This window comes from Pantoea sp. GW821-FHT03E06, from assembly GCF_059420725.1.
In genome coordinates this window covers 123,229-142,344 of the sequence record NZ_JBWKUG010000002.1, presented here as the reverse complement: position 1 = coordinate 142,344, position 19,116 = coordinate 123,229, and the positions used below count along the sequence as shown (strand labels likewise).

Below are 19,116 nucleotides of genomic sequence, written 5' to 3'. Positions count from 1 at the left end.
AATTTGGGGGATTATAGCTGGATTGTCCGCGGCTGTGCCAGCCTGGTGACGATAGGAGGGGAAGCGATGAGATCCACTCTCCCCCCTCAATCATTCACGCTATATACTAATAGCCATTATTCCGTATGGGCGCACCAGTTTCTCGCCGGGTTAATGCCGCCATCGGGAGAAGTAAAGCCAGAGCATCCTAAAATAGTGTCGAACAGCTTCTCGTGAAACACCGGCGTTTTATTATTTTGCAGCTGCTCTAATTGTTCGAATGAGGCTTTATTGTCCTTGTTACTCAGGAATTTATCCGAGGCCCAGACCATAATGGGAATGGTTCGCTGCGCCATAGGTGCATGGTCACGCGGCGTGCCATGGAAATGCAGATTCTCGGAAATCGATTCACCATGATCGGAGGCATAAAATACAATGGCATTTTTATTTTTCAGGCTATCAAACGTCTGCTTAAGAAAGTAATCAGTATACAAAAGACTATTGTCATACGAATTAATCATCTCCTGCGTACTGCATGCATCATCAATACCCTGGCACTCCGGTTGATAACGCGCAAATGCCCGGGGATAACGTTCCGTATAAAGATAGTGCGATCCTTTAGTATGCAGAATAATGATGTGCTTGCCTTGAGGATGGCGCTGAATAGAATCCTGAAGCTCCGTGACTAAAGCCATATCATCAACTGGTTGCCCCACATGGCGTTTTTCCGCCTGAATTGATTCCCGTAATGCATAGCTATCTGCCATGACTTTGTTATAGAACCAGGCTTCACTCTGCATAGAATAGAGCTCTTCAGAAAAGCCCTGTTTCTTCATTACCGTGAATACGTTCATCTCTTTCAGTGTACGCTGCGGTGCTTCAGACGCTCCGCCTTCGCGCACAAACATGCAGCGCAGTGAAAGTTTAGTTGAGGTGTCACAGGAATAGCCCTGCAGGTGAACCAGATTTTTTTCATGGTCGAGATAAGGCGTGTTGTCACGCTCATAACCGTAAAGGCCCATATGATCGCGGCGTGCGCTCTCACCAATGACGAATACGATATAGAGGTTGTCAGCATCCTTAGGCGGGTTATAGCGGTAATGATCCGTTGGATCGTAAAGATTCCGATTATCTTCCGCCTGGCTGTATGAACTGTAAGCCAGTAATCCCACGCCTGATAACCAATTGGAAGGAGAATAGGTCCCGGCCACGATACCGCCATAGCTGGCCATCATGCGATTGTTGTGTTTGTCTTGCTCATTTTGCATTTTACCCATCAGGTTGAGCGGTAACCAACAACCCATTGCAGCAACCAGGATGGCAACGGTTTTATAAGACCAGTACTGTTTTTTATTAATCCTGCTAACTGACCTGGTGCGTAATCCACGCCAAATCAGCCATAACGGAATAATATTGACCACCACCAGCCACAGCATGACATGCCAGCCAATGGATTCCTTTGAGAGATCAATTGAATCCGTCGCCAGCACTGCAGCAATAATCCCATAGCCAATATCAATATTAAAAAAGATCATGTAATAGCTGGCTGCACTAGAAAATATCACCAGCAGCGTCATTAATAGACGAGAGATTATCTTGCCGGTTAATGACATTAATAAGGTTAAAAATACCACTAAACAAAATGCTGCGACAATCTCAATGATGACCGACAGAATATTATCAAATTGCAGTTGATGATATCGACGAATGAAAATAGGAATATTAAGTATAATGCCGACATACAACGATACCCATCCCGGTACGTAAAATTGCTCAAGCCAACCCCGTTTAAACATCTTTGCCTCATTATTAGTGTAACTAGATTAATTCGTTCCCTGTAAAAAGCGTGCCACTGCTGAGACGACGAGGTTGAGAATGGGTTCAATCTAGCAAGAAGAATGAGCATGTTATAATGTAACAATATGTTGTGAGTGTGGTATGGCGTGTAGGCCAGAAACCTTTCAGCTACCTTTCGATATTAGCAGTCGCTCCGCTGTGGTTGTTAACCTTGTTTCATTTATGTTAAAAATACTGAGTAATCATAGATTAACAAACCCTATTGTGAGCCTTTTGGCATGGAGGAAAAATGGAAAGTCTGTTTGTTTACGGCACATTAGGACCGGGCCGACCGAATGCTCATATCCTGGAAAATATCGGTGGCAGCTGGCAGGAAGGACATGTGAGCGGTTCTCTTCAGGAGAAAGGATGGGGTGCCGAAATGGGCTATCCGGGTATCATTCTGGATAATTCAGGTAATCGTGTTGACGGATTTTTATTCACCTCTGAAAATCTGGCGAACCATTGGCAGATACTTGATGAATTTGAAGGGCATGAATATGCGCGCGTTAAAGTAGACGTGGTGACTAACGATGGTTTAACTGTCAAATCATATATTTACATGATCAAAGACTAGCTTTTGAATCCATAGCTTCCAGATCTGTGAGCGTCGATTATGCCTGATGATGAAAGTTCTGCAGTGTTGAAAACGAGCATAGCTCAAACCGGCAGCCTTCATCTTCGCTAGCGGAAACTGATAACAACCCCTTAAAATATCTAAAGAATTTTTCTATCGGCAAGCTGTGACTGAGGCATATTCTGCCTCTTCTCTCCTCACCCAACACATCATCATGAAAATCGTTCATGTTCGTTGAAATTAAATCACTTTTCCTCATTCAGCTACTCAGGCATAAAATGTGACGTATCATTGATTTTTATCAATGTGAAGAATACTAAGTGGGAAAACCAGTAAAGAACATTGGACGTTCCTGTTAAGCAAGCACCAAATCCAGTTTTTAGGCCAGAAGTTAGGAAGCAAACGAAAATGAATAATAAATTTACCTTCAAAATTAAAAGCTTACGCTTTGACGAGAACTATAACCCCTCTCAAAGCACGCGCATTACCACTAATTTTGCCAATTTGGCCCGTGGTGAAAAACGCCAGGAGAACCTGCGCAACGCCTTAGTGATGATTGATAACCGTTTCAATTCTCTGGCACATTGGGACAACCCGAAAAGCGATCGTTATGCGGTCGAGCTGGACATTATTTCCGTTGAATTGAACATTGAAAATGAAGGCAGTGGCAATGCCTTCCCAGTGATCGAAATATTAAAAACAAATATCATTGATAAAAAAACCAATGAGCGCATTGAAGGTATTGTAGGCAATAACTTCTCCTCTTACGTGCGGGATTATGATTTTAGCGTATTACTGTCACTGCACAATAAAGATAAAAACCAGTTTACTATCCCCGATAATTTTGGTGATCTACACGGCAACATATTCAAGCAGTTTGTCAACTCAGACATCTATAAAGACAACTTCAAGAAATCGCCTGTTATCTGCCTCAGTGTTTCAAGTAAAAATGTTTATCATCGCACTGGCAATGAGCATCCAGTATTGGGTATCGAGTATAAGCAAGATGAAGCTTCATTGACCGATCACTATTTCAATAAGATGGGATTAGAGGCGCGTTACTTCATGCCTGCCAATAGCGTTGCGCCTTTGGCTTTCTACTTCACGGGTGATTTGCTCAGCGATTACACGAATCTTGAACTGATTAGTACCATCAGTACCATGGAAACCTTCCAGAAAATTTACCGTCCTGAGATTTACAATGCGAATTCGGCAGCAGGAAAATGCTATCAACCTAGCTTGAATCAGCAGGATTATTCTTTAACTCGAATTGTTTACGATCGCGAAGAACGTAGCCAATTAGCCATTGAGCAGGGAAAGTTTACTGAAGAGAAATTCATTAAACCTTTCCAAACTATTCTTGAGCAATGGTCTGCTAATTCCGTTCTTTGATTAACCAAAAATAAGGTCACCTGCGATGAAAAAATTATTACCGACTTCTACTGCCGGCAGTTTACCGAAACCCTCCTGGCTTGCTCAACCGGAGGTACTTTGGTCACCATGGAAATTGCAAGATCAGGAATTAACCGACGGCAAACAAGATGCGCTGCGTTTATGCCTGGAAGATCAACAGCAGGCCGGTATTGATATTGTCAGTGATGGCGAGCAGACGCGCCAACATTTTGTCACGACCTTTATCGAACACCTCAACGGCGTTGATTTCGAAAAACGTGAAATCGTTAAAATTCGCGATCGCTATGATGCAAGCGTACCGACCGTGGTGGGCCCAGTCAGTCGCCAAAAGTCTGTGTTTGTTGAAGATGCGAAATTTTTGCGTCAGCAAACTGACCGTCCGATTAAATGGGCCTTGCCGGGGCCGATGACGATGATCGATACGCTTTATGACAACCACTATAAAAGCCGCGAAAAACTCGCCTGGGAATTCGCCAAAATTCTTAATGAAGAAGCTAAAGAGTTGGAAGCGGTGGGTGTTGATATTATCCAGTTTGATGAGCCTGCATTTAACGTCTTCTTTGACGAAGTAAATGATTGGGGCATTGCCACACTCGAAAGAGCTATTGAAGGGCTAAAATGCGAAACGGCTGTGCATATTTGCTACGGTTATGGCATTAAAGCTAATACAGATTGGAAAAAAACACTCGGCAACGAGTGGCGTCAATACGAAGAGATTTTCCCAAAACTGCAAAAGTCTAATATCGATATCATTTCACTGGAATGTCATAATTCTCACGTTCCAATGGAGCTTATGGAGCTTATTCGCGGGAAAAAGGTAATGGTCGGCGCGATTGACGTGGCAAGCAATACCATTGAGACCCCCGAAGAAGTGGCCGCCACGCTTCGCAAAGCACTGCAGTTTGTTGATGCCGATAAGCTCTATCCTTGCACCAACTGCGGCATGATTCCATTGCCTCGCGGCGTTGCAAAAGGCAAGTTAGATGCATTAAGTGCCGGTGCAGAAATCGTCCGTAAAGAGCTCCTGGCTAAATAACTGCAAAAAGTAAGTTATTCTAAGTAAAGCAGTCTGGGTTGTGTGTATTATTCAATCGCCAACCCAGACTTAGCATTAAAACTGACGTCTACATTCCGAATCAGATGCCTTTCCACTCTTCTCAACTTTTCGCCATAAATACGTATAAAGCACTCATAAAATAGGGATGAAAATGATCAAACTGACGGGTCGTTTAGTATGCAAGCAGATTGAGGAGGCGGAACTTGTTCGCCAGTTTCTCCCAGAACACAAAAGACTCACCCGAGAGGAAGCGGGATGTCTCTCTTTTGAAGTAACAGAGACTGCAGATCCGCTTATTTGGCAAGTTGAAGAGCTCTTCACAAATAAGAATACATTTACTATTCATCAGGAAAGAACTAAAGCATCAGCCTGGGGAAAAGAAACCCGCGCCATCGCCCGCGAGTATAAAATTTATGAGATCGAATAAGTATATTAGTAATGTTGCTATAAAATTAATGCAGCACTTCACTGCATTACATTCATAACATCTTTAAGCTGTGAATAAATTAATCGGCGATCGGCTGCAAGATTAAGCGTTCTGGTAGAGATCCCAGCGATTGCCATAAAGATCCTCAAATACCACGACCGTCCCATACTCTTCTACTCGCGGTTCCTGACAGAAATTCACTCCCTTTGCCTTCATAGCATGGTAGTCACGCCAGAAATCATCGCTCTGTAGAAACAAAAACACTCTTCCGCCGCACTGATTGCCGATAAATGCTTCCTGCTTTTCGTTGGAGGCTTGCGCCAGAAGAATATTGCAGTCGCTTTCTGGGTTAGGTGTGACCACCACCCAGCGTTTTCCTGGCTGCGGAGTGTCTTCAACAAGCGTAAAACCTAGCTTGTCCGTGTAATATTCAATCGCACGATCATAGTCGTCTACCACCACGGCCACATATCCCATGCATCGCTTCTGTGTTCTCATTTTCTGCTCCTTCAGATGATAGGGAAAACAACCCGATACACTTTCTTAACATAGAATCAGGATGTAAGTGTAGTTGCAATGAGTGAAGTGTGTCGTCGCTAGCAAAGGCTGTGGATTTTCGTATTTTGGATTAAATTGCCATGCTAAAGAGGCGATAGGCCTGCTTTGAGCAATTTGGGGACGTCAAAAACATGATCACAGGGTAGTACTACCACAGTAAATATATCCCTCATCCGGGAACCTATGCAGTGCTTGCTGCCGGCGTTCCCTGGTGAAAAAGCAGAGTCCACTGACCTTTATCTGAATAAAGCCAGTAAGAAGAACGCAATGCAGGACGGCTGCCATCAGCGTAAGACGTCTGATAATAAAGTATCGCGCAGCCACACCCCATTTCGGTGAGCCGGAAATCGCTACTGAGAATATACGACGCAGTCTTCTCACTTAACAGCGATGAAATGGTCTCTGTACGGTCAACCAACACCCCTGACATGGTGATTTCACGGAATTCAGGATGAAGAATCAACTCAAGCCACTCCCGATCGTTGCGCTTGTCGCCATGAAGGCTGCACTCAAGCAATCTGAGTTTTTCCAGAAGCATCCTGCTTATCCTCAAGTGAGCATGCCAGACCTTCAAACTTACCATAACAGTGCATATGCTACTTCTGCTTCTGGCGCGAAGGGGCCAAGCCCGAGGAATAAGAAGTCTGCTATGAGCGAACAGCAGACTTTTGTCATTGAGTATCTATGGTTCTTGCTAGCAATTCCGTGAGTCAAACAATTGGGAGCATGTCACCTCAATCTCCCTGGCAACACGGCTCAAATGAAAATACGAACAAATTGCTTAGACAGTATTTTCCAAAAGGAACTGACTTACCGGTTCACAGCCAGCAAAGACTAAACATTGTTGTCAGACAGCTCAACGAGAGGCCGAGAAAAACACCAGACTATGAATCACCCGCAGAATGCTTCAATCAGTGTGTTGCATCCATCAGTTGAACTCACAGCGAATAGCGGACAGATTGCTATTGATTGCACCACAAGGTGATTTAAGCGTCTAATGTGGTTGAAAATTACAGGTCATTAAAGTTAGGTATTTTTTTGCCGATGTAACATGGACATCCATTCACGAAGGAAGGCTCATGAGAAGTTTGGTTTTATCAGCGTTGCTTCTGTTAACTATAGTTCCAGTTTCGTATGGTCAAGAAAATATTCAGCACAAACAAATTCAGCCATATGTTATTAACTTTCTTAAAAAAGTAGCGAGTTCATCGGCAAATTGTGATTTATTCAAAGGTTTTTTAGCAAAAGATCCTTCTAATGAAAATAATAAGAAAATGATGTTAGGTTTTTGCGATAGCGATATTGATTTTTCGAAGCCAATATCATTCTCCGAAATGAGCACTCATCACTTTGAGGGGGCGAGTTATGTGTGCGGAATCATTTCTGGCCGAACAAAAATCAATCAAAAAATAGGCGCTAGGTTTATCTCTGCAGAGCCACATCACTTGATATTGAATGTTAAATACTCACGCCGTCCCATTGCATACACGATTGATGATAAATACTTAGCTTATGAGTATTACTTGCAGGTGAAGTCATTTAATGAGCTTAACAAAAAATATTGCCAATGAATGATAATTCAGGCTGATGTTCTAATAAACTATCGGGTGCTTGTGTCCACGCATAGCTCATACAGTTTTCAGCAAGTGAAGTATACTTCCGCTCCTGGCACCAAGCAGACAATCACTCTAAGTCACCTCCCGCACCACCCGAAAACCAAAAAGTCGCCATAAATGGCGACTCTCCGCAAACCTTACCCACTCCGCTCACATCACTTGTTATTCTTCGACGTGGTGCTGAACTGCTCGGTGAGATAATTGCTGGTGTTATTCAACACGCTAACCATCTTATCCAGGTTGGTGAACTGCTTTTTATAGCGCGCAATCGTGTCATCAATGCGTTTACTGGCGGTGTTGTATTGCTCGGTTAACGTGTTGAGTTTTTTGCTGATGGTATCCGTCGCGCCCTGCAGTACGCCTTTACTGCTGAGGAATGCCGTGAACGTGGTATTCAGCACCGTTGAAACGCCGGTTTTCTTGCCATCGCCCGTGAACATGTCACGCACCGCATCCGGTTTCACTTGCAGGCTACTGGTGAGTTTATTGGCATCCAGTTTCAGTTTACCGTCCGTTGGATCGGTGGTGATGCCCGCCTGCGATAAGGTCTTGTACACATTCGAGCCAGACGTATTCGCCAAAATGCTTTTCATCTGCACCTGAATATTGCGCAGCGTGCCATCACCCAGCAGCGCACCGTTTTTGCTGTCTGGATCTTTACCTGCATCCACTGCGGTATATTTCGTCAGGCCTGCCATCGTATCCTGCAGCGAGTTATAAGCATTCACCCACTCGGTAATGGCCGTTTTGGCTTTATTGGTATCGCTGCTCACCGTCAGGGTTTGATTACCCGTGGTTTCATCATTCAACCGCAGCGTAATCCCTTCCACCGCATCAGTGATGGTATTGCTGCTGCTCTCAATCGCCACATTATTTACGGTCAGGCTGGCATTCTGCGCGGCAACGCTCTGCGTCATTCCGCTGTTTGCCGTATCAGCTGCATCGAAACCGATAAAGCCGTGCAAAGTGTCATCACCGGTGACGCTCAGCGATTTCACAGCATTCGCCGTGCCCGATGCCGTTGAGCTCAGAGACAAACGGTATTCGGTCGCCGATACCTTAATCAGGCTGGCGGCGACGCCTACGTTAGATTTGTTAATGGTGTCACGAATAGATGAGAGCGACGTCTGATCTTTGCTCAGCGTGATGCTCTTCTCTTTGCCATCGGCGGTGACAAACTTCATGGTTCTTGAGGCTGCATCGCTGCCAATCGCCGCTTTAATATCGGTTTGCGCGGCGCTGGTTAGCGTCTGCGATTGCGCCAGATGCTGCACGCTAATGGTGTATTTGCCCGGCAGCGCATTGCCGTTGGTATCAGCACTGAATGCGGTGGAGCTGGAGGTGGTCGTTGTAGCGGTGTAGAGCGCGGCATCGTTTAACTTACTGTTCGCCGTCTGGAAAGTTTGAATCGCGGTTTTCAGCGTGCCGTAAGCGGATAATTTTGCGGTCGCGGCGGATTGTTGTTTTGAAATGGGTGCCAGCGATTGTTTTTCTGCTGCAGTCAATTTGTCGAGGATGGTGCTCAAACCCAATCCTGAACCGACGCCTAAAGTTGAAATCCCAGTCATGTACGCAACTCCTGTTAATTTAACGTTACGGTACTATCGGCAGCCTTAACGCAAACTTTAAATAAAGCTGATCAAATCCTTACAATATCCTTACGGTTGTAAAATCAATACGATCGCCGGATAACGCCATCACTGAGAAAACATGATGTAACTCACATTTAGTTGTCGCTGTGCTTGTCGCTAAACCCAGGCCGATTATGATCTCGCGGGATTGTTACTACGCTTAGCGCAGGCAAAACCTGACACGCCGTCCTCCCGGTGGGTCGGGTTTTTTATTTTTCAGGGCTGATGACAATGAAAATCGCGAAAATCCTCAATAACAACGTTGCGGTGGTGCTGGGCGACCACGGTAAAGAGCAGGTGGTGATGGGACGCGGTTTGGCGTTTCAGAAACGCGTAGGTGATGAGTTAGATGCGGAGCAGATTGAGAAAGTGTTCGCTTTGCAAAGCGACGCCTTAACGGGCAGGCTCAGCGAGCTGCTTTCAGACATCCCGCTTGAGGTGATCACCACCAGCGAGCTGATCATCGCTAATGCGCGTCAACAGCTTGGCCAGCCGCTGCATGAAAGTATCTCCATCGCACTCTGCGATCACTGCCACTTTGCAATTGAGCGTCATCAGCAAGGCATTGCCATTCGCAACGTGCTGAAGTGGGAAATTAAAACCCTTTATCCAAAGGAATTTTCCCTTGGCGTAGCGGCGCTGGCGCTGATTCAACAGCGGCTGGGTGTGGAATTGCCAGAGGATGAAGCCGGGTTTATTGCCCTGCATCTGGTGAATGCGCAACTCGGCAGCGACTTCACCGATGTGTCGCACGTGACGCAATTTATGCAGGAGATCCTGCATATTGTAAAATATCGACTGCAGCTTGATTACCGCACCGACAGCCTCAGCTATAACCGTTTCGTCAACCATTTGAAATTCTTCGCCCAGCGCATGCTGGGCAAGCGCGGCGTGTGTAGTGAAGATGAATCACTGCATGATGTGGTGCGCGACAAATACCCACTCGCCTATCAATGTGCGGTGAAGATCGATAAGCATATTCAGCAGAAATATCTGTATGCGCTCTCCAGCGAAGAACGCATGTTTCTGACAATTCATGTTGAACGAGTGCGTAAAGAGACGCTGGCGTTGCAGGAAGATGCCGACGAAGCTTAAGTGGCGACCCTACTATTGTGAGGCGAGGTTTTCGTAGGGTGCGCATTCATGCGCACCGGGTTTATGGCGACTACCCACTTTATTTCAGCGCTTCACCGTGGCTACGAATCACATCCTGATACCAGAAGAAGCTTTTCTTGCGCGAGCGCGCCAGGCTACCGTTGCCCGCATCATCACGATCAACATAAATAAAGCCGTAGCGTTTTGAAAACTCCGCTTTAGACGCGCTAACCAGGTCAATTGGTCCCCAGCAGGTATAACCCAGCACGTCAACACCATCTTCAATGGCTTCCCGCACCTGCACCAGATGATCGTTGAGATACTGAATGCGGTAATCATCCTCAATGCTGCCATCCGCCGCTACCACATCTTTGGCGCCCAACCCGTTTTCCACGATAAACAACGGCTTCTGATAACGGTCATACAGCATATTCAGCAAAATGCGCAGCCCTTCTGGATCGATCTGCCAACCCCATTCGGAACTCGGCAAATGCGGGTTTGGCACCATCGAGAGAATATTGCCGCGCGCTTTCTGGTTATCCTCTTCATTGGTGGTGACGCAGCCGGTCATGTAATAACTGAAGGAGATGTAATCGACGGTATGTTGCAGGTCACGCTTGTCTGCTTCAGTTATGGTGATTGAAATACCGCGGTCGGCAAAGAAACGCTTCATATAAGCGGGATACGCGCCGCGCACCTGTACATCGCCAAAGAACAGCCACTCGCGGTTTTGCTGCAGGGTTTCCAGCACGTCCGCTGGACGGCAACTCAGCGGATAAAGCAGCGCGCCAAGCAGCATGTTGCCGATTTTGCCGTCCTTAACAATCTCATGACAAGCTTTCACCGCGCGGCCACTCGCCACCAGCTGATGATGGATGGCCTGATAAATCGCCTGCCGATCGCTCTCTTCAGGCAGACCCACGCCGGTAAACGGCGCGTGTAGCGACATATTGATCTCATTAAAGGTCAGCCACAGTTTCACCTTGTGCTGGAAGCGGGTGAACACCGCACGCGCATAGCGCTCAAAACAATCGATAGTAATGCGGTTCCCCCAGCCACCATACTGCTTCACCAGGCCGTACGGCATTTCATAATGTGACAACGTCACTAGTGGGGTGATGTTATATTTCGCCATCTCATCAAACAGGCGATCGTAATAGGCCAGGCCCGCTTCATTCGGCTCTGCTTCATCGCCCTGTGGGAAAATGCGCGTCCAGGCAATGGAAGTGCGCAATACGGTAAAGCCCATTTCCGCGAACAATTTGATATCTTCCGGGAAGCGGTGGTAGAAATCGATGGCGGTATCTTTAATGCCAAAGTCATCACCGCTGCGCTCAACGCGCGCACCAAAAATGCCTTTAGGCTGCAGATCGGAAGTTGATAAGCCTTTGCCACCTTCACGATAAGCGCCTTCAACCTGATTGGCGGCAACGGCGCCACCCCATAAAAATCCATCCGGAAAACGTTTAGTCATCTGCTTGCTCCTTCGTTATTTCAACACCGCCAGCAGCGGAGCGCCTTCGCTCACCGCCGCGCGGCTCAGGGTTAATACGTCGATAAACTCATCGCTGTTACTCACCAGCACCGGCGTCGTGAGGTCATAACCTGCGGCTTTGATGGCCTCGAGGTCGAATTCCAGCAGCACATCCCCCACTTTTACCGGCCGATCGTTTTGCACCTGCGGGCGAAAATAGCGCCCCTCAAGCTTCACGGTATCGAGACCGACGTGAATCAGTACTTCCGTGCCTAGCGCTGACGTTAACCCTATCGCATGGCCGGTACGGAACATCGACGACACCACGCCATTAACTGGAGAAACCACGCGTCCCTGCTGTGGAAGAATCGCGGCGCCTTTGCCCAGCAAACCGCTGGCGAAGGTCTCATCGTTGACATGCTCCAACGGAATCACATCGCCAGCCATGGGACTCACCACGCTTTCACGTTGCGTCAGGGTTGTAGGCGTTGCAGCCGGTTCGGCAGGTGCTTCAGGAAGCGGCTCGCTCAGGCCAAACAGATAGGTCATGACGCAGGCAAACAGCAGTGCCAGCGCCGCTCCAGCAAACGCCGCCAGTACGCTGGCATCAATGCCGCTGTTTGGCACCACCTGAATGAAGGTGAACACACTTGGGAAGCCAAAGGAGTAAATAGTGGTATGCCAGTAACCGAGAATAGCCGCGCCCACTGCACCGCCAATGCAGCCAAAGATAAAGGGGCGACGGCGCGGCAGCGTCACGCCGTATACCGCCGGTTCGGTGATACCAAAAATGCTGGCGGTAAATGCCGAGCCCGCCACCGCTTTGAGTTTCGCTTCGCGGGTACGCAGGAAAATCCCCAGCGTTGCGCCCGCCTGCCCCAGCACGGCAGGCAGTAACAGCGGCAGCAGCGTATCGTGGCCAAAGTTAGCGAGATTATTCAGCATGATGGGCACTAATCCCCAGTGCAGACCGAAAATCACGCACACTTGCCAAATCGCACCCATCACCGCACCGGCAATCATTGGACTCAGGCTGTAGATGGCCAAATAACCTTCCGCCAGCATCCGGCTGAGCCAGGTCGCCGCCGGTCCTATGGCAAGAAAGGTGAGCGGCACGGTGATGTTCAGGCAGCACAGCGGCGTAGTGAAGTTACGCACTGCGCTGGGCGAGCGTGGATGGATCCAGCGCTCGAGTAAACTGGAAACCCAGGCTGCGAAGATGATGGGAATCACCGATGCGCTGTAGTTAAGCACGTCGAGAGGCACGCCTAAAAACGTCAGTGATTTACCTTGCTGCTGCTGTTGCAGCACCTCGAGAATCACCGGATGTACCAGCGCGGCGGCAATCGCCATGCTGACAAACGGATTGCCGCCGAATTTTTTCCCCGCGCTGTAGCCCAGCAAAATCGGCAGGAAGTAGAACAAGCCATCGCTGGCGACAAACAGTACCTTGTAGCTGCCGCTATTGGCATCCATCACGCCGACGACTAATGCCAGCGCCAGTAAGCCTTTAATGATACCGGTAGCAATCATTACGCCGATAAACGGCGTAAAGATCCCGGAAACCAGATCGATAAAGCGGCCGAACAGGCCCAGTGCCGCAGCGTTATCGGCGAGGTCGCTTGGATTATCCAGCGCGTGGCGTGATGTCAGCGCCCGATAAACTTCCGCAACCTGATTGCCGATCACCACCTGATATTGCCCGCCACTCTCCACCACCATAATCACGCCGGGATTATTTTTTAACGCGGTGGTATGCGCGATTTGGCTATTTTTTAGTTTGAAACGCAAACGCGTGGCACAGTGCATTACGCTGATAATATTGTCTTTGCCGCCGACGCCCGCCACAATCTCATCCGCCAGTTCCTGATATTGCATCACCCTTTCTCCTGAACCATGCCCCGAATTTCGCGTAAAAAAAAACCTGAGGCGCGCCCTCTTCAGATGAAAAAGGGCGCGCCTCAGGTTTTGCCTGCCGAACAGTAACAATCCTTAACGCGGGCTATCTTGCTTACAGCGCAGCCACGGTGGCAAGCGGATTCAGCAAGGGCAGCGGAGAAGTGTGAAGTACATCACCGATTAACTCAAAGATGAATCATCGAACCAGAGCGTTTGAGCGCCGTTAACGCAAGTACGGTGAGCAGCGCGCCAATCACGATCAGCAGTAAATAACTCATCAGCTGTAGCAACCAGATCCCCAATACACCACCGCCCAGAAAGGCCAGCACGGTGTAAAAGTGCAGTTTTAAACGCTCGATATAGAGTGGTGCATCTTTCGGCGACTCTTTACGGCGCAGCACATCGAACAACATTGCCAGTTCAATGCCGATATCGGTGGCGGTGCCAGAGACGTGCGTGGTGCGAACGCGCGCGTTGGAAATGCGCGTCACCACCGCATTCTGCAAGCCCATCAGGAAGCTCAGGCTCAGCACCAACAGCACGCCAGAGCCGCTGAACCGGAACCCGATTTCAACCGTTCCCAGCAGCAGCAAAGCGAGCCCTTCAATCAGGATATTAATGGCGTAAATACCGCGAATCTGGCGTCTTCTGCCGGAATTGATAATCAACGTGGAGATGGAAGAGCCGGCGATAAACAACAGTACGATAAGCAGAAAAAACAGGCCAACGTGCAGGTTGGCTTTTGCCAGGTGATCGGAGAGAGAAGAGACATTGCCGGTCATATTCGCTGAGAAAAAGCCGACCGTTTCAAACGCTGCGGTGTTGAGGGCACCGGCAACCGCGGCCAGGGTGCAGGCCAGGCGAATGTCGGTATTGAAAGTGCGCGTGTTTTCGGCGGTGATCAGCATGGGAGTTCCTGGCCCGGGCAAAGATGCGTATCTTCCTCCCAGCGCCAGGAATTCTCAAGTGCTGCTATGCTACGCCGTCGGCGGCTTCCTGATCCTGTTCGCTAAAACGCTCACGCATCTCTTTCTCAATCTGCTCAAGCGATTTGCCTTTGGTTTCCGGCAGCATGGTGATGACGAAGATCAGTGAACCCACATTGATCGCCGCAAAAATGAAGAACGCGCCATTGCCGGTGGCCGCCAGCAGCGGCGGAAACGCAAACGCGACGGCCGCATTACAGATCCACTGGAACGAAACGGCTGCGCCCGTCAATACTCCGCGCAATTTCATCGGGAACAGTTCCGACATCAGCAACCAGTAAACCGGCGAAATGCACATCTGCATAAAGAACAGGAACACCAGAATTGCCGCTAATGCGAACATACTTTGCGTCATATCTTGTGGCATCAGCAACAGTACGCAGCCCAGTGCCAGCTGCATGGCGATCACCACTGTCAAACCGGTCATCAGCATGGTGCGACGACCAAATCGCCCCACCGCTTTAATACCGACGATGGTAGCAATCACCGATACCACGCCGTTGCCGATGGTGGCGGCAATCGAGGCGTTGGTGCCCATGCCGGTGGTCTTCAAAATCACCGGGGTGTAATACATGAATGCATTCACGCCGGTGAACTGGATAACAATGCCCAGTCCAGCGCCCACCAGCAGCAGCCTCAGCACCCACTTCTGCTGTAACAGCTCGCGAGCTGATGGCCCCTGCCGTGACGCTTTAGCGTGCTGGCGCATCTCCGCCATCTCCTTTTTCACTTCCCGCGGTGTTTCACGCAGCTTGTGCAGGATACGGCTCGCTTCTTTGATGCGCCCTTCCGCCACCATCCAGTGCGGCGAGGCCGGGACAAAGAAGGTGCCGATAAATAGCAGCGCGCCCGGAATCATCGCCAGCGCCAGCATATAGCGCCACATATGCGAATCATTAAGCAGATAGCTCATCAAGGCGCTCACCACATAGGCCAGCAGCTGGCCGGAAACGATCATCAGCTCGTTACGGCTCACCAGCGGTGCGCGGCGTTTAGGCCCAGCAATTTCTGCAATGAATACCGGTACCGTTGATGAACCACCACCAACTGCAATCCCAAGCAAGAAACGCATTGCCACCATAACGTGCAGATTAGGTGCCAGCGCGGTGCCGATTGCGCCGGCGACAAAGATCAACGCCAGGCTGCGCAACGTGATACGACGGCCAAAGCGGTCTGAGAAATAGCCGCTGAGAAAAGCGCCGAGTGCAGCACCAAAAATCAGCGACGACGTCACTAATCCTTCGGTAAACGGCGTGAGATCGAGACCACCCTGATCGGGTGGCAAGGTCATATACGGCAAGGCACCGGAGATGATGCCGGTGTCATAACCAAACGCCAGCGCGCCCATGGTCGCCACCAACACCACAAAGAATAAGCGTTGTTTGACAGTAAGATTGCTTAGTGCTGAATCATCTTCATTGTTTTGCTGCGATGTTTCCATTCCAAATCCCTGCATATTGAACGCGCCCGATAAGCGCAAAGGCGAAATACCCAAAAGGCAGAAGTATAGACAGGATTTTCAAAATGTGACGAAGGTCACTGTTAAATAGATGGTAATTGCTAACAGGAAGTAAATACCTCTGATTGATAAGGTCAGCAATGGACTTGCTATAACGACGCGACTCAGCGTAAGCTATATACATAATGCATACGTTTCATATACAGGCTACATCATGGGCATCGTCAAAATCTCCGATTTAATGCATGAAAATCTGCGCATTGGCAGTACCGCACTCAGCCGTTCTATCAACGCACAGGCAGAACACTGGATGAAAATCGGCATGCTCGCCGAGATTTATCCGGCACTCAATCATCAGGAACTGACGCGCTTACTGATGCGCGTTGAACGCGACAGCGGTGCTGATTTAGCGCAGCTGCTCGAGCAACCTTCATTTACTCCGCAGGGAATCGCGCAATGAGTATCAAACTGCATACTGCTGAAGAGATCGAACTGGCGCGCGCCGCCGGGCATGCTGCCGCTAAAGTGCTGGAAATCATCACGCCTTTTGTCAAACCAGGCGTCACCACCGATGAACTGGATGCCATCTGCCACGAATACATCGTGAATGAGCTGAACGTGGTGCCGGCAAATATCGGCTATCACGGCTACACGCGCACCACCTGTACCTCGGTAAATCACGTGGTCTGTCACGGCATTCCCGGTGAGAAAAAGCTCAAGGATGGCGATATCGTTAATATTGATGTCGGTATCATTAAGGATGGCTGGTACGGCGACACCAGCCGCATGTATTACGTGGGACAGCCTTCGGTTCGCGCTAAGCGCTTGGTGGATATCACCTATGAATCAATGGTGGCAGGCATCAAGGTAGTGAAACCGGGCGCGACGCTGGGCGATATTGGCGCAGCGATTCAGCAGGTAGCGGAAAAGGCCGGCTTTTCCGTGGTGCGTGAATATTGTGGGCACGGCGTTGGCGAGGTTTACCACGGCGATCCGCAGATCCTGCACTACGGCACGCCGGGTGCAGGGCTGGCGCTGCAGGCCGGTATGATCTTCACCATCGAACCGATGATTAACGCCGGTAAAGCTGGCACCAGCGTGTTATCGGATGGCTGGACCGTGGTCACCAAAGACCGTTCGCTGTCGGCGCAGTGGGAACATACCATCGCCGTCACCGAAACCGGCTTTGATCTGCTGACGCCGTGGCCGGAAGGCACCGGTGAATACCCTGCGATCTAATTTGCATCAGGCTAACGGCGTCATCGCCTCAATCACCTGCGTAATGCGCTGAATCACTCTCTGCGCCGCACGCGATAACTGGCGTGACGGCGCAGTACAAAGCGCTAAGGTGAGTGGGCGCATCACGCTATTTTTTAGCGGCACAAAGCTCAGCTGCTGCTCCTGAACTTCGGTTATCACATCCAGCAATCATTGAGCAAAGGAGATAGCGGTGCCTTTGAAAATGAAAGATGCTGTGACCGTTAATCAGCAATATCTGAGCAGTTATCGATTGCCGCTTCACTGATATGCGAGTTGATAGTGATTAAAGGTTTTATTTGAGTTTATCGAGGGATGCAGATAACTAAAAACAGCCTGGTCAGCGACGCACCGTCACTGACCAGGCTGTGGAGCTAAATCGCACTTGATATGTCTGCTTCGGTGCGATGCATGATCGCCTCATTCGCCACATCCGGCAGCTGGGTGAGCAGCCAATCGGCCATCTGCGTCTCCTGTTGCAGGATACGCAGAAAGGTTTTGACGCCTTTACTGTCTTCCGCCTGCTGCGCAGCGGCCAACAGCGCAGTATAGGTTGCCACTTTATAATTGCAGAACACGTAGCTGCTCACCGCAATGCGCACGCCCTCTTCGTCCCGCAACATATCACTGGCCGCCTGTCCAACCGCCGACATGCGTCCTAACGCATCTTTCAGTGCCGACCAGTTCGTATCGTAACGCTTGAGAACGTCTTTGACCTGCTGGTGCTGCTGTTGCGTCTGGTGTCGATACTGCTCAATACGCGCCTTGAGCAGGGGAAAATCGTCCAGACGCAGAGCGGCTCCTTGTAACATCGCTTCAGCATGCTTTTCCATCGCATGCGCATCGCGCAGCCAATCCAGATACACAAAATCCTTAGTCATCAATTTGCTCCAGAAATGAGATGTCTGGCTAAAAAACAGCGTTGAGGAAAGATTGCTGCTCGTTAGCGACCTGATAGGTTAAACATCGGCTCATTTAGGCTAATAAACTTAAAATAAGCGAAGCGTCAATTAAGGCTGAATAAGCAGATTAATTAAACGTAGCAAGCAAGTGCCACTGCGCAAGTATTGAGCCAAAGATTTGCGATCCCGGGTTAAATGTAACAACCCTTACCGTCTCGCTTATTATTTCCAAGAGAAAGCTTCCCTCTTTCCGTTAAAAAAACAATAATCATAGTTCATGGAAGTTTCATGATGACATGAATAAAAAATTGACTGATAGTTAGGTCATCGAGCTTTACGAAATTAAGGCTTAAGATTAATCCAGGCTTGAATCTGGTAAAAAAGGCACTACTTTTATTTTGCATGACATTGGTATTAATACAGAGAGGAGAACCAATGACGGACGCTAAGAAGCTACCCGATGAGGAAGAAAAAAAGCCGCAACGTCGTGGTGGCGCAGGTAACTTCGCAGAGAATAAGGAACGCGCAGCTGAGGCTGGGCGCAAGGGCGGCCAGGCTAGCAGCGGCAACTTCAAAAACGATCCGGAGCGTGCCATTGAAGCGGGAAGAAAAGGAGGAAAGATCAGCCGACGCAAATAACATTAGCCTAACGACAATACACGTTTAACTTCGTTTTACTTCTGTACAACACTCTCCTGACCCTGTGTTTACGCTTCGCTTAAATACAGAATCAACGACGTCAGGAGAGTTATTTTCTAAGATAAACCCCGCTAATTGTTTGTTTCTTGATCAATCCAACTCTATTTACCGCTTCGCTTATCCTGGTTTTACCCTTCGCTTATTAACGATAAAATTACATTTGCAGGCTAATAATAAATCATGGGCTGATAGATATATTCTGGCACTGCTTTTGACCATAAACGTTTGGGGTTCGCTTATATTAGATAACT

General features: G+C 48.8%; 18 protein-coding genes and 2 pseudogenes. 10 read left to right on the top strand and 10 right to left on the bottom strand.

The window, feature by feature from the left end:
* Nucleotides 1–116 precede the first annotated feature (116 nt).
* Entirely contained in the window at nt 117–1,775 is a 1,659-nt protein-coding gene (gene eptB, locus AC07WB_RS20220; RefSeq protein ID WP_494941152.1) for a kdo(2)-lipid A phosphoethanolamine 7''-transferase, read from the bottom strand.
* Between the two features lie 290 nt (nt 1,776–2,065).
* Between eptB and AC07WB_RS20215 the strand changes: the two genes are divergently transcribed.
* The 4 genes from AC07WB_RS20215 (at nt 2,066) to AC07WB_RS20200 (ending at nt 5,289) form a co-directional block, all read left to right on the top strand.
* On the top strand, nt 2,066–2,392 hold the full coding sequence (locus AC07WB_RS20215) for a gamma-glutamylcyclotransferase family protein (RefSeq protein WP_097098315.1): 327 nt from the start codon (nt 2,066–2,068) through the stop codon (nt 2,390–2,392).
* Nucleotides 2,393–2,800: 408 nt separating this feature from the next.
* Complete coding sequence (locus tag AC07WB_RS20210) at nt 2,801–3,784, top strand: DUF1852 domain-containing protein (RefSeq protein WP_345830172.1); 984 nt, start codon at nt 2,801–2,803, stop codon at nt 3,782–3,784.
* A 25-nt stretch (nt 3,785–3,809) separates the two neighbouring features.
* Nucleotides 3,810–4,841, top strand: a complete 1,032-nt coding sequence (locus tag AC07WB_RS20205; RefSeq protein WP_494941151.1) for a methionine synthase — start codon at nt 3,810–3,812, stop codon at nt 4,839–4,841.
* A 172-nt stretch (nt 4,842–5,013) separates the two neighbouring features.
* Nucleotides 5,014–5,289 (top strand): putative quinol monooxygenase, encoded by a 276-nt coding sequence (locus tag AC07WB_RS20200; protein ID WP_494941150.1) that lies wholly within the window; start codon nt 5,014–5,016, stop codon nt 5,287–5,289.
* A 102-nt stretch (nt 5,290–5,391) separates the two neighbouring features.
* Here AC07WB_RS20200 and AC07WB_RS20195 read toward each other — a convergent pair whose 3' ends face one another.
* Entirely contained in the window at nt 5,392–5,787 is a 396-nt protein-coding gene (locus AC07WB_RS20195) for a VOC family protein (RefSeq protein WP_494941149.1), read from the bottom strand.
* Nucleotides 5,788–6,028: 241 nt separating this feature from the next.
* Nucleotides 6,029–6,385, bottom strand: coding sequence for a nuclear transport factor 2 family protein (locus AC07WB_RS20190; protein WP_494941148.1), 357 nt, complete (start codon nt 6,383–6,385; stop codon nt 6,029–6,031).
* A gap of 194 nt (nt 6,386–6,579) precedes the next feature.
* On the opposite strand from AC07WB_RS20190, the pseudogene AC07WB_RS20185 reads away from it, so the two are divergent.
* Nucleotides 6,580–6,783: pseudogene (locus tag AC07WB_RS20185) on the top strand (transposase); the annotation flags it as partial.
* 143 nt (nt 6,784–6,926) lie between these two features.
* Nucleotides 6,927–7,418 carry a hypothetical protein gene (locus AC07WB_RS20180; RefSeq protein WP_494941147.1) on the top strand — a complete coding sequence of 164 codons (492 nt, stop codon included), beginning with the start codon at nt 6,927–6,929 and terminating at the stop codon, nt 7,416–7,418.
* 200 nt (nt 7,419–7,618) lie between these two features.
* Here AC07WB_RS20180 and fliD read toward each other — a convergent pair whose 3' ends face one another.
* On the bottom strand, nt 7,619–9,031 hold the full coding sequence (gene fliD / locus AC07WB_RS20175; RefSeq protein ID WP_494941146.1) for a flagellar filament capping protein FliD: 1,413 nt from the start codon (nt 9,029–9,031) through the stop codon (nt 7,619–7,621).
* 294 nt (nt 9,032–9,325) lie between these two features.
* On the opposite strand from fliD, the gene licT reads away from it, so the two are divergent.
* The gene (licT, locus tag AC07WB_RS20170) at nt 9,326–10,189 is read left to right on the top strand and encodes a BglG family transcription antiterminator LicT (RefSeq protein ID WP_494941145.1); all 864 of its coding nucleotides are present in this window, start codon (nt 9,326–9,328) and stop codon (nt 10,187–10,189) included.
* A 79-nt stretch (nt 10,190–10,268) separates the two neighbouring features.
* Here the strand turns inward: licT and AC07WB_RS20165 are convergent, their stop codons facing one another.
* The 4 genes from AC07WB_RS20165 to AC07WB_RS20150 form a co-directional block, all read right to left on the bottom strand.
* Nucleotides 10,269–11,663, bottom strand: a complete 1,395-nt coding sequence (locus AC07WB_RS20165; protein WP_494941144.1) for a glycoside hydrolase family 1 protein — start codon at nt 11,661–11,663, stop codon at nt 10,269–10,271.
* 15 nt (nt 11,664–11,678) lie between these two features.
* Nucleotides 11,679–13,541 carry a PTS beta-glucoside transporter subunit IIABC gene (gene bglF / locus AC07WB_RS20160; protein ID WP_494941143.1) on the bottom strand — a complete coding sequence of 621 codons (1,863 nt, stop codon included), beginning with the start codon at nt 13,539–13,541 and terminating at the stop codon, nt 11,679–11,681.
* Between the two features lie 206 nt (nt 13,542–13,747).
* Nucleotides 13,748–14,470 carry a YoaK family protein gene (locus tag AC07WB_RS20155; RefSeq protein ID WP_097098307.1) on the bottom strand — a complete coding sequence of 241 codons (723 nt, stop codon included), beginning with the start codon at nt 14,468–14,470 and terminating at the stop codon, nt 13,748–13,750.
* A gap of 64 nt (nt 14,471–14,534) precedes the next feature.
* Complete coding sequence (locus AC07WB_RS20150) at nt 14,535–15,989, bottom strand: sugar porter family MFS transporter (RefSeq protein WP_097098306.1); 1,455 nt, start codon at nt 15,987–15,989, stop codon at nt 14,535–14,537.
* A 232-nt stretch (nt 15,990–16,221) separates the two neighbouring features.
* Between AC07WB_RS20150 and AC07WB_RS20145 the strand changes: the two genes are divergently transcribed.
* Nucleotides 16,222–16,467 (top strand): ParD-like family protein, encoded by a 246-nt coding sequence (locus tag AC07WB_RS20145; protein WP_097098305.1) that lies wholly within the window; start codon nt 16,222–16,224, stop codon nt 16,465–16,467.
* Nucleotides 16,464–17,246: a type I methionyl aminopeptidase gene (gene map / locus AC07WB_RS20140; protein ID WP_097098304.1), complete on the top strand. Its 783-nt coding sequence runs from the start codon at nt 16,464–16,466 to the stop codon at nt 17,244–17,246. Before AC07WB_RS20145 ends, map begins: the two co-directional genes overlap by 4 nt.
* A 6-nt stretch (nt 17,247–17,252) precedes the next feature.
* Here the strand turns inward: map and AC07WB_RS20135 are convergent.
* Both AC07WB_RS20135 and AC07WB_RS20130 read right to left on the bottom strand, forming a co-directional pair.
* Nucleotides 17,253–17,435, bottom strand: a pseudogene (locus AC07WB_RS20135) (LysR family transcriptional regulator); the annotation flags it as partial.
* 203 nt (nt 17,436–17,638) lie between these two features.
* Entirely contained in the window at nt 17,639–18,145 is a 507-nt protein-coding gene (locus AC07WB_RS20130; RefSeq protein ID WP_400457186.1) for a DUF892 family protein, read from the bottom strand.
* A 456-nt stretch (nt 18,146–18,601) separates the two neighbouring features.
* On the opposite strand from AC07WB_RS20130, the gene AC07WB_RS20125 reads away from it, so the two are divergent.
* A complete protein-coding gene (locus tag AC07WB_RS20125) occupies nt 18,602–18,805 on the top strand; it encodes a con-10 family general stress protein (protein WP_064740224.1) in 204 nt (67 codons plus the stop codon).
* The last annotated feature ends 311 nt before the right edge of the window (nt 18,806–19,116 follow it).

Excerpts from the sequence above, each read along its gene's own strand:
- eptB (WP_494941152.1), bottom strand. The coding sequence starts at position 1,775 with ATGTTTAAACGGGGTTGGCTTGAGCAATTTTACGTACCGGGATGGGTA.
- AC07WB_RS20215 (WP_097098315.1), top strand. The coding sequence starts at position 2,066 with ATGGAAAGTCTGTTTGTTTACGGCACATTAGGACCGGGCCGACCGAAT.
- AC07WB_RS20210 (WP_345830172.1), top strand. The coding sequence starts at position 2,801 with ATGAATAATAAATTTACCTTCAAAATTAAAAGCTTACGCTTTGACGAG.
- AC07WB_RS20205 (WP_494941151.1), top strand. The coding sequence starts at position 3,810 with ATGAAAAAATTATTACCGACTTCTACTGCCGGCAGTTTACCGAAACCC.
- AC07WB_RS20200 (WP_494941150.1), top strand. The coding sequence starts at position 5,014 with ATGATCAAACTGACGGGTCGTTTAGTATGCAAGCAGATTGAGGAGGCG.
- AC07WB_RS20195 (WP_494941149.1), bottom strand. The coding sequence starts at position 5,787 with ATGAGAACACAGAAGCGATGCATGGGATATGTGGCCGTGGTGGTAGAC.
- AC07WB_RS20190 (WP_494941148.1), bottom strand. The coding sequence starts at position 6,385 with ATGCTTCTGGAAAAACTCAGATTGCTTGAGTGCAGCCTTCATGGCGAC.
- AC07WB_RS20180 (WP_494941147.1), top strand. The coding sequence starts at position 6,927 with ATGAGAAGTTTGGTTTTATCAGCGTTGCTTCTGTTAACTATAGTTCCA.
- fliD (WP_494941146.1), bottom strand. The coding sequence starts at position 9,031 with ATGACTGGGATTTCAACTTTAGGCGTCGGTTCAGGATTGGGTTTGAGC.
- licT (WP_494941145.1), top strand. The coding sequence starts at position 9,326 with ATGAAAATCGCGAAAATCCTCAATAACAACGTTGCGGTGGTGCTGGGC.
- AC07WB_RS20165 (WP_494941144.1), bottom strand. The coding sequence starts at position 11,663 with ATGACTAAACGTTTTCCGGATGGATTTTTATGGGGTGGCGCCGTTGCC.
- bglF (WP_494941143.1), bottom strand. The coding sequence starts at position 13,541 with ATGCAATATCAGGAACTGGCGGATGAGATTGTGGCGGGCGTCGGCGGC.
- AC07WB_RS20155 (WP_097098307.1), bottom strand. The coding sequence starts at position 14,470 with ATGCTGATCACCGCCGAAAACACGCGCACTTTCAATACCGACATTCGC.
- AC07WB_RS20150 (WP_097098306.1), bottom strand. The coding sequence starts at position 15,989 with ATGGAAACATCGCAGCAAAACAATGAAGATGATTCAGCACTAAGCAAT.
- AC07WB_RS20145 (WP_097098305.1), top strand. The coding sequence starts at position 16,222 with ATGGGCATCGTCAAAATCTCCGATTTAATGCATGAAAATCTGCGCATT.
- map (WP_097098304.1), top strand. The coding sequence starts at position 16,464 with ATGAGTATCAAACTGCATACTGCTGAAGAGATCGAACTGGCGCGCGCC.
- AC07WB_RS20130 (WP_400457186.1), bottom strand. The coding sequence starts at position 18,145 with ATGACTAAGGATTTTGTGTATCTGGATTGGCTGCGCGATGCGCATGCG.
- AC07WB_RS20125 (WP_064740224.1), top strand. The coding sequence starts at position 18,602 with ATGACGGACGCTAAGAAGCTACCCGATGAGGAAGAAAAAAAGCCGCAA.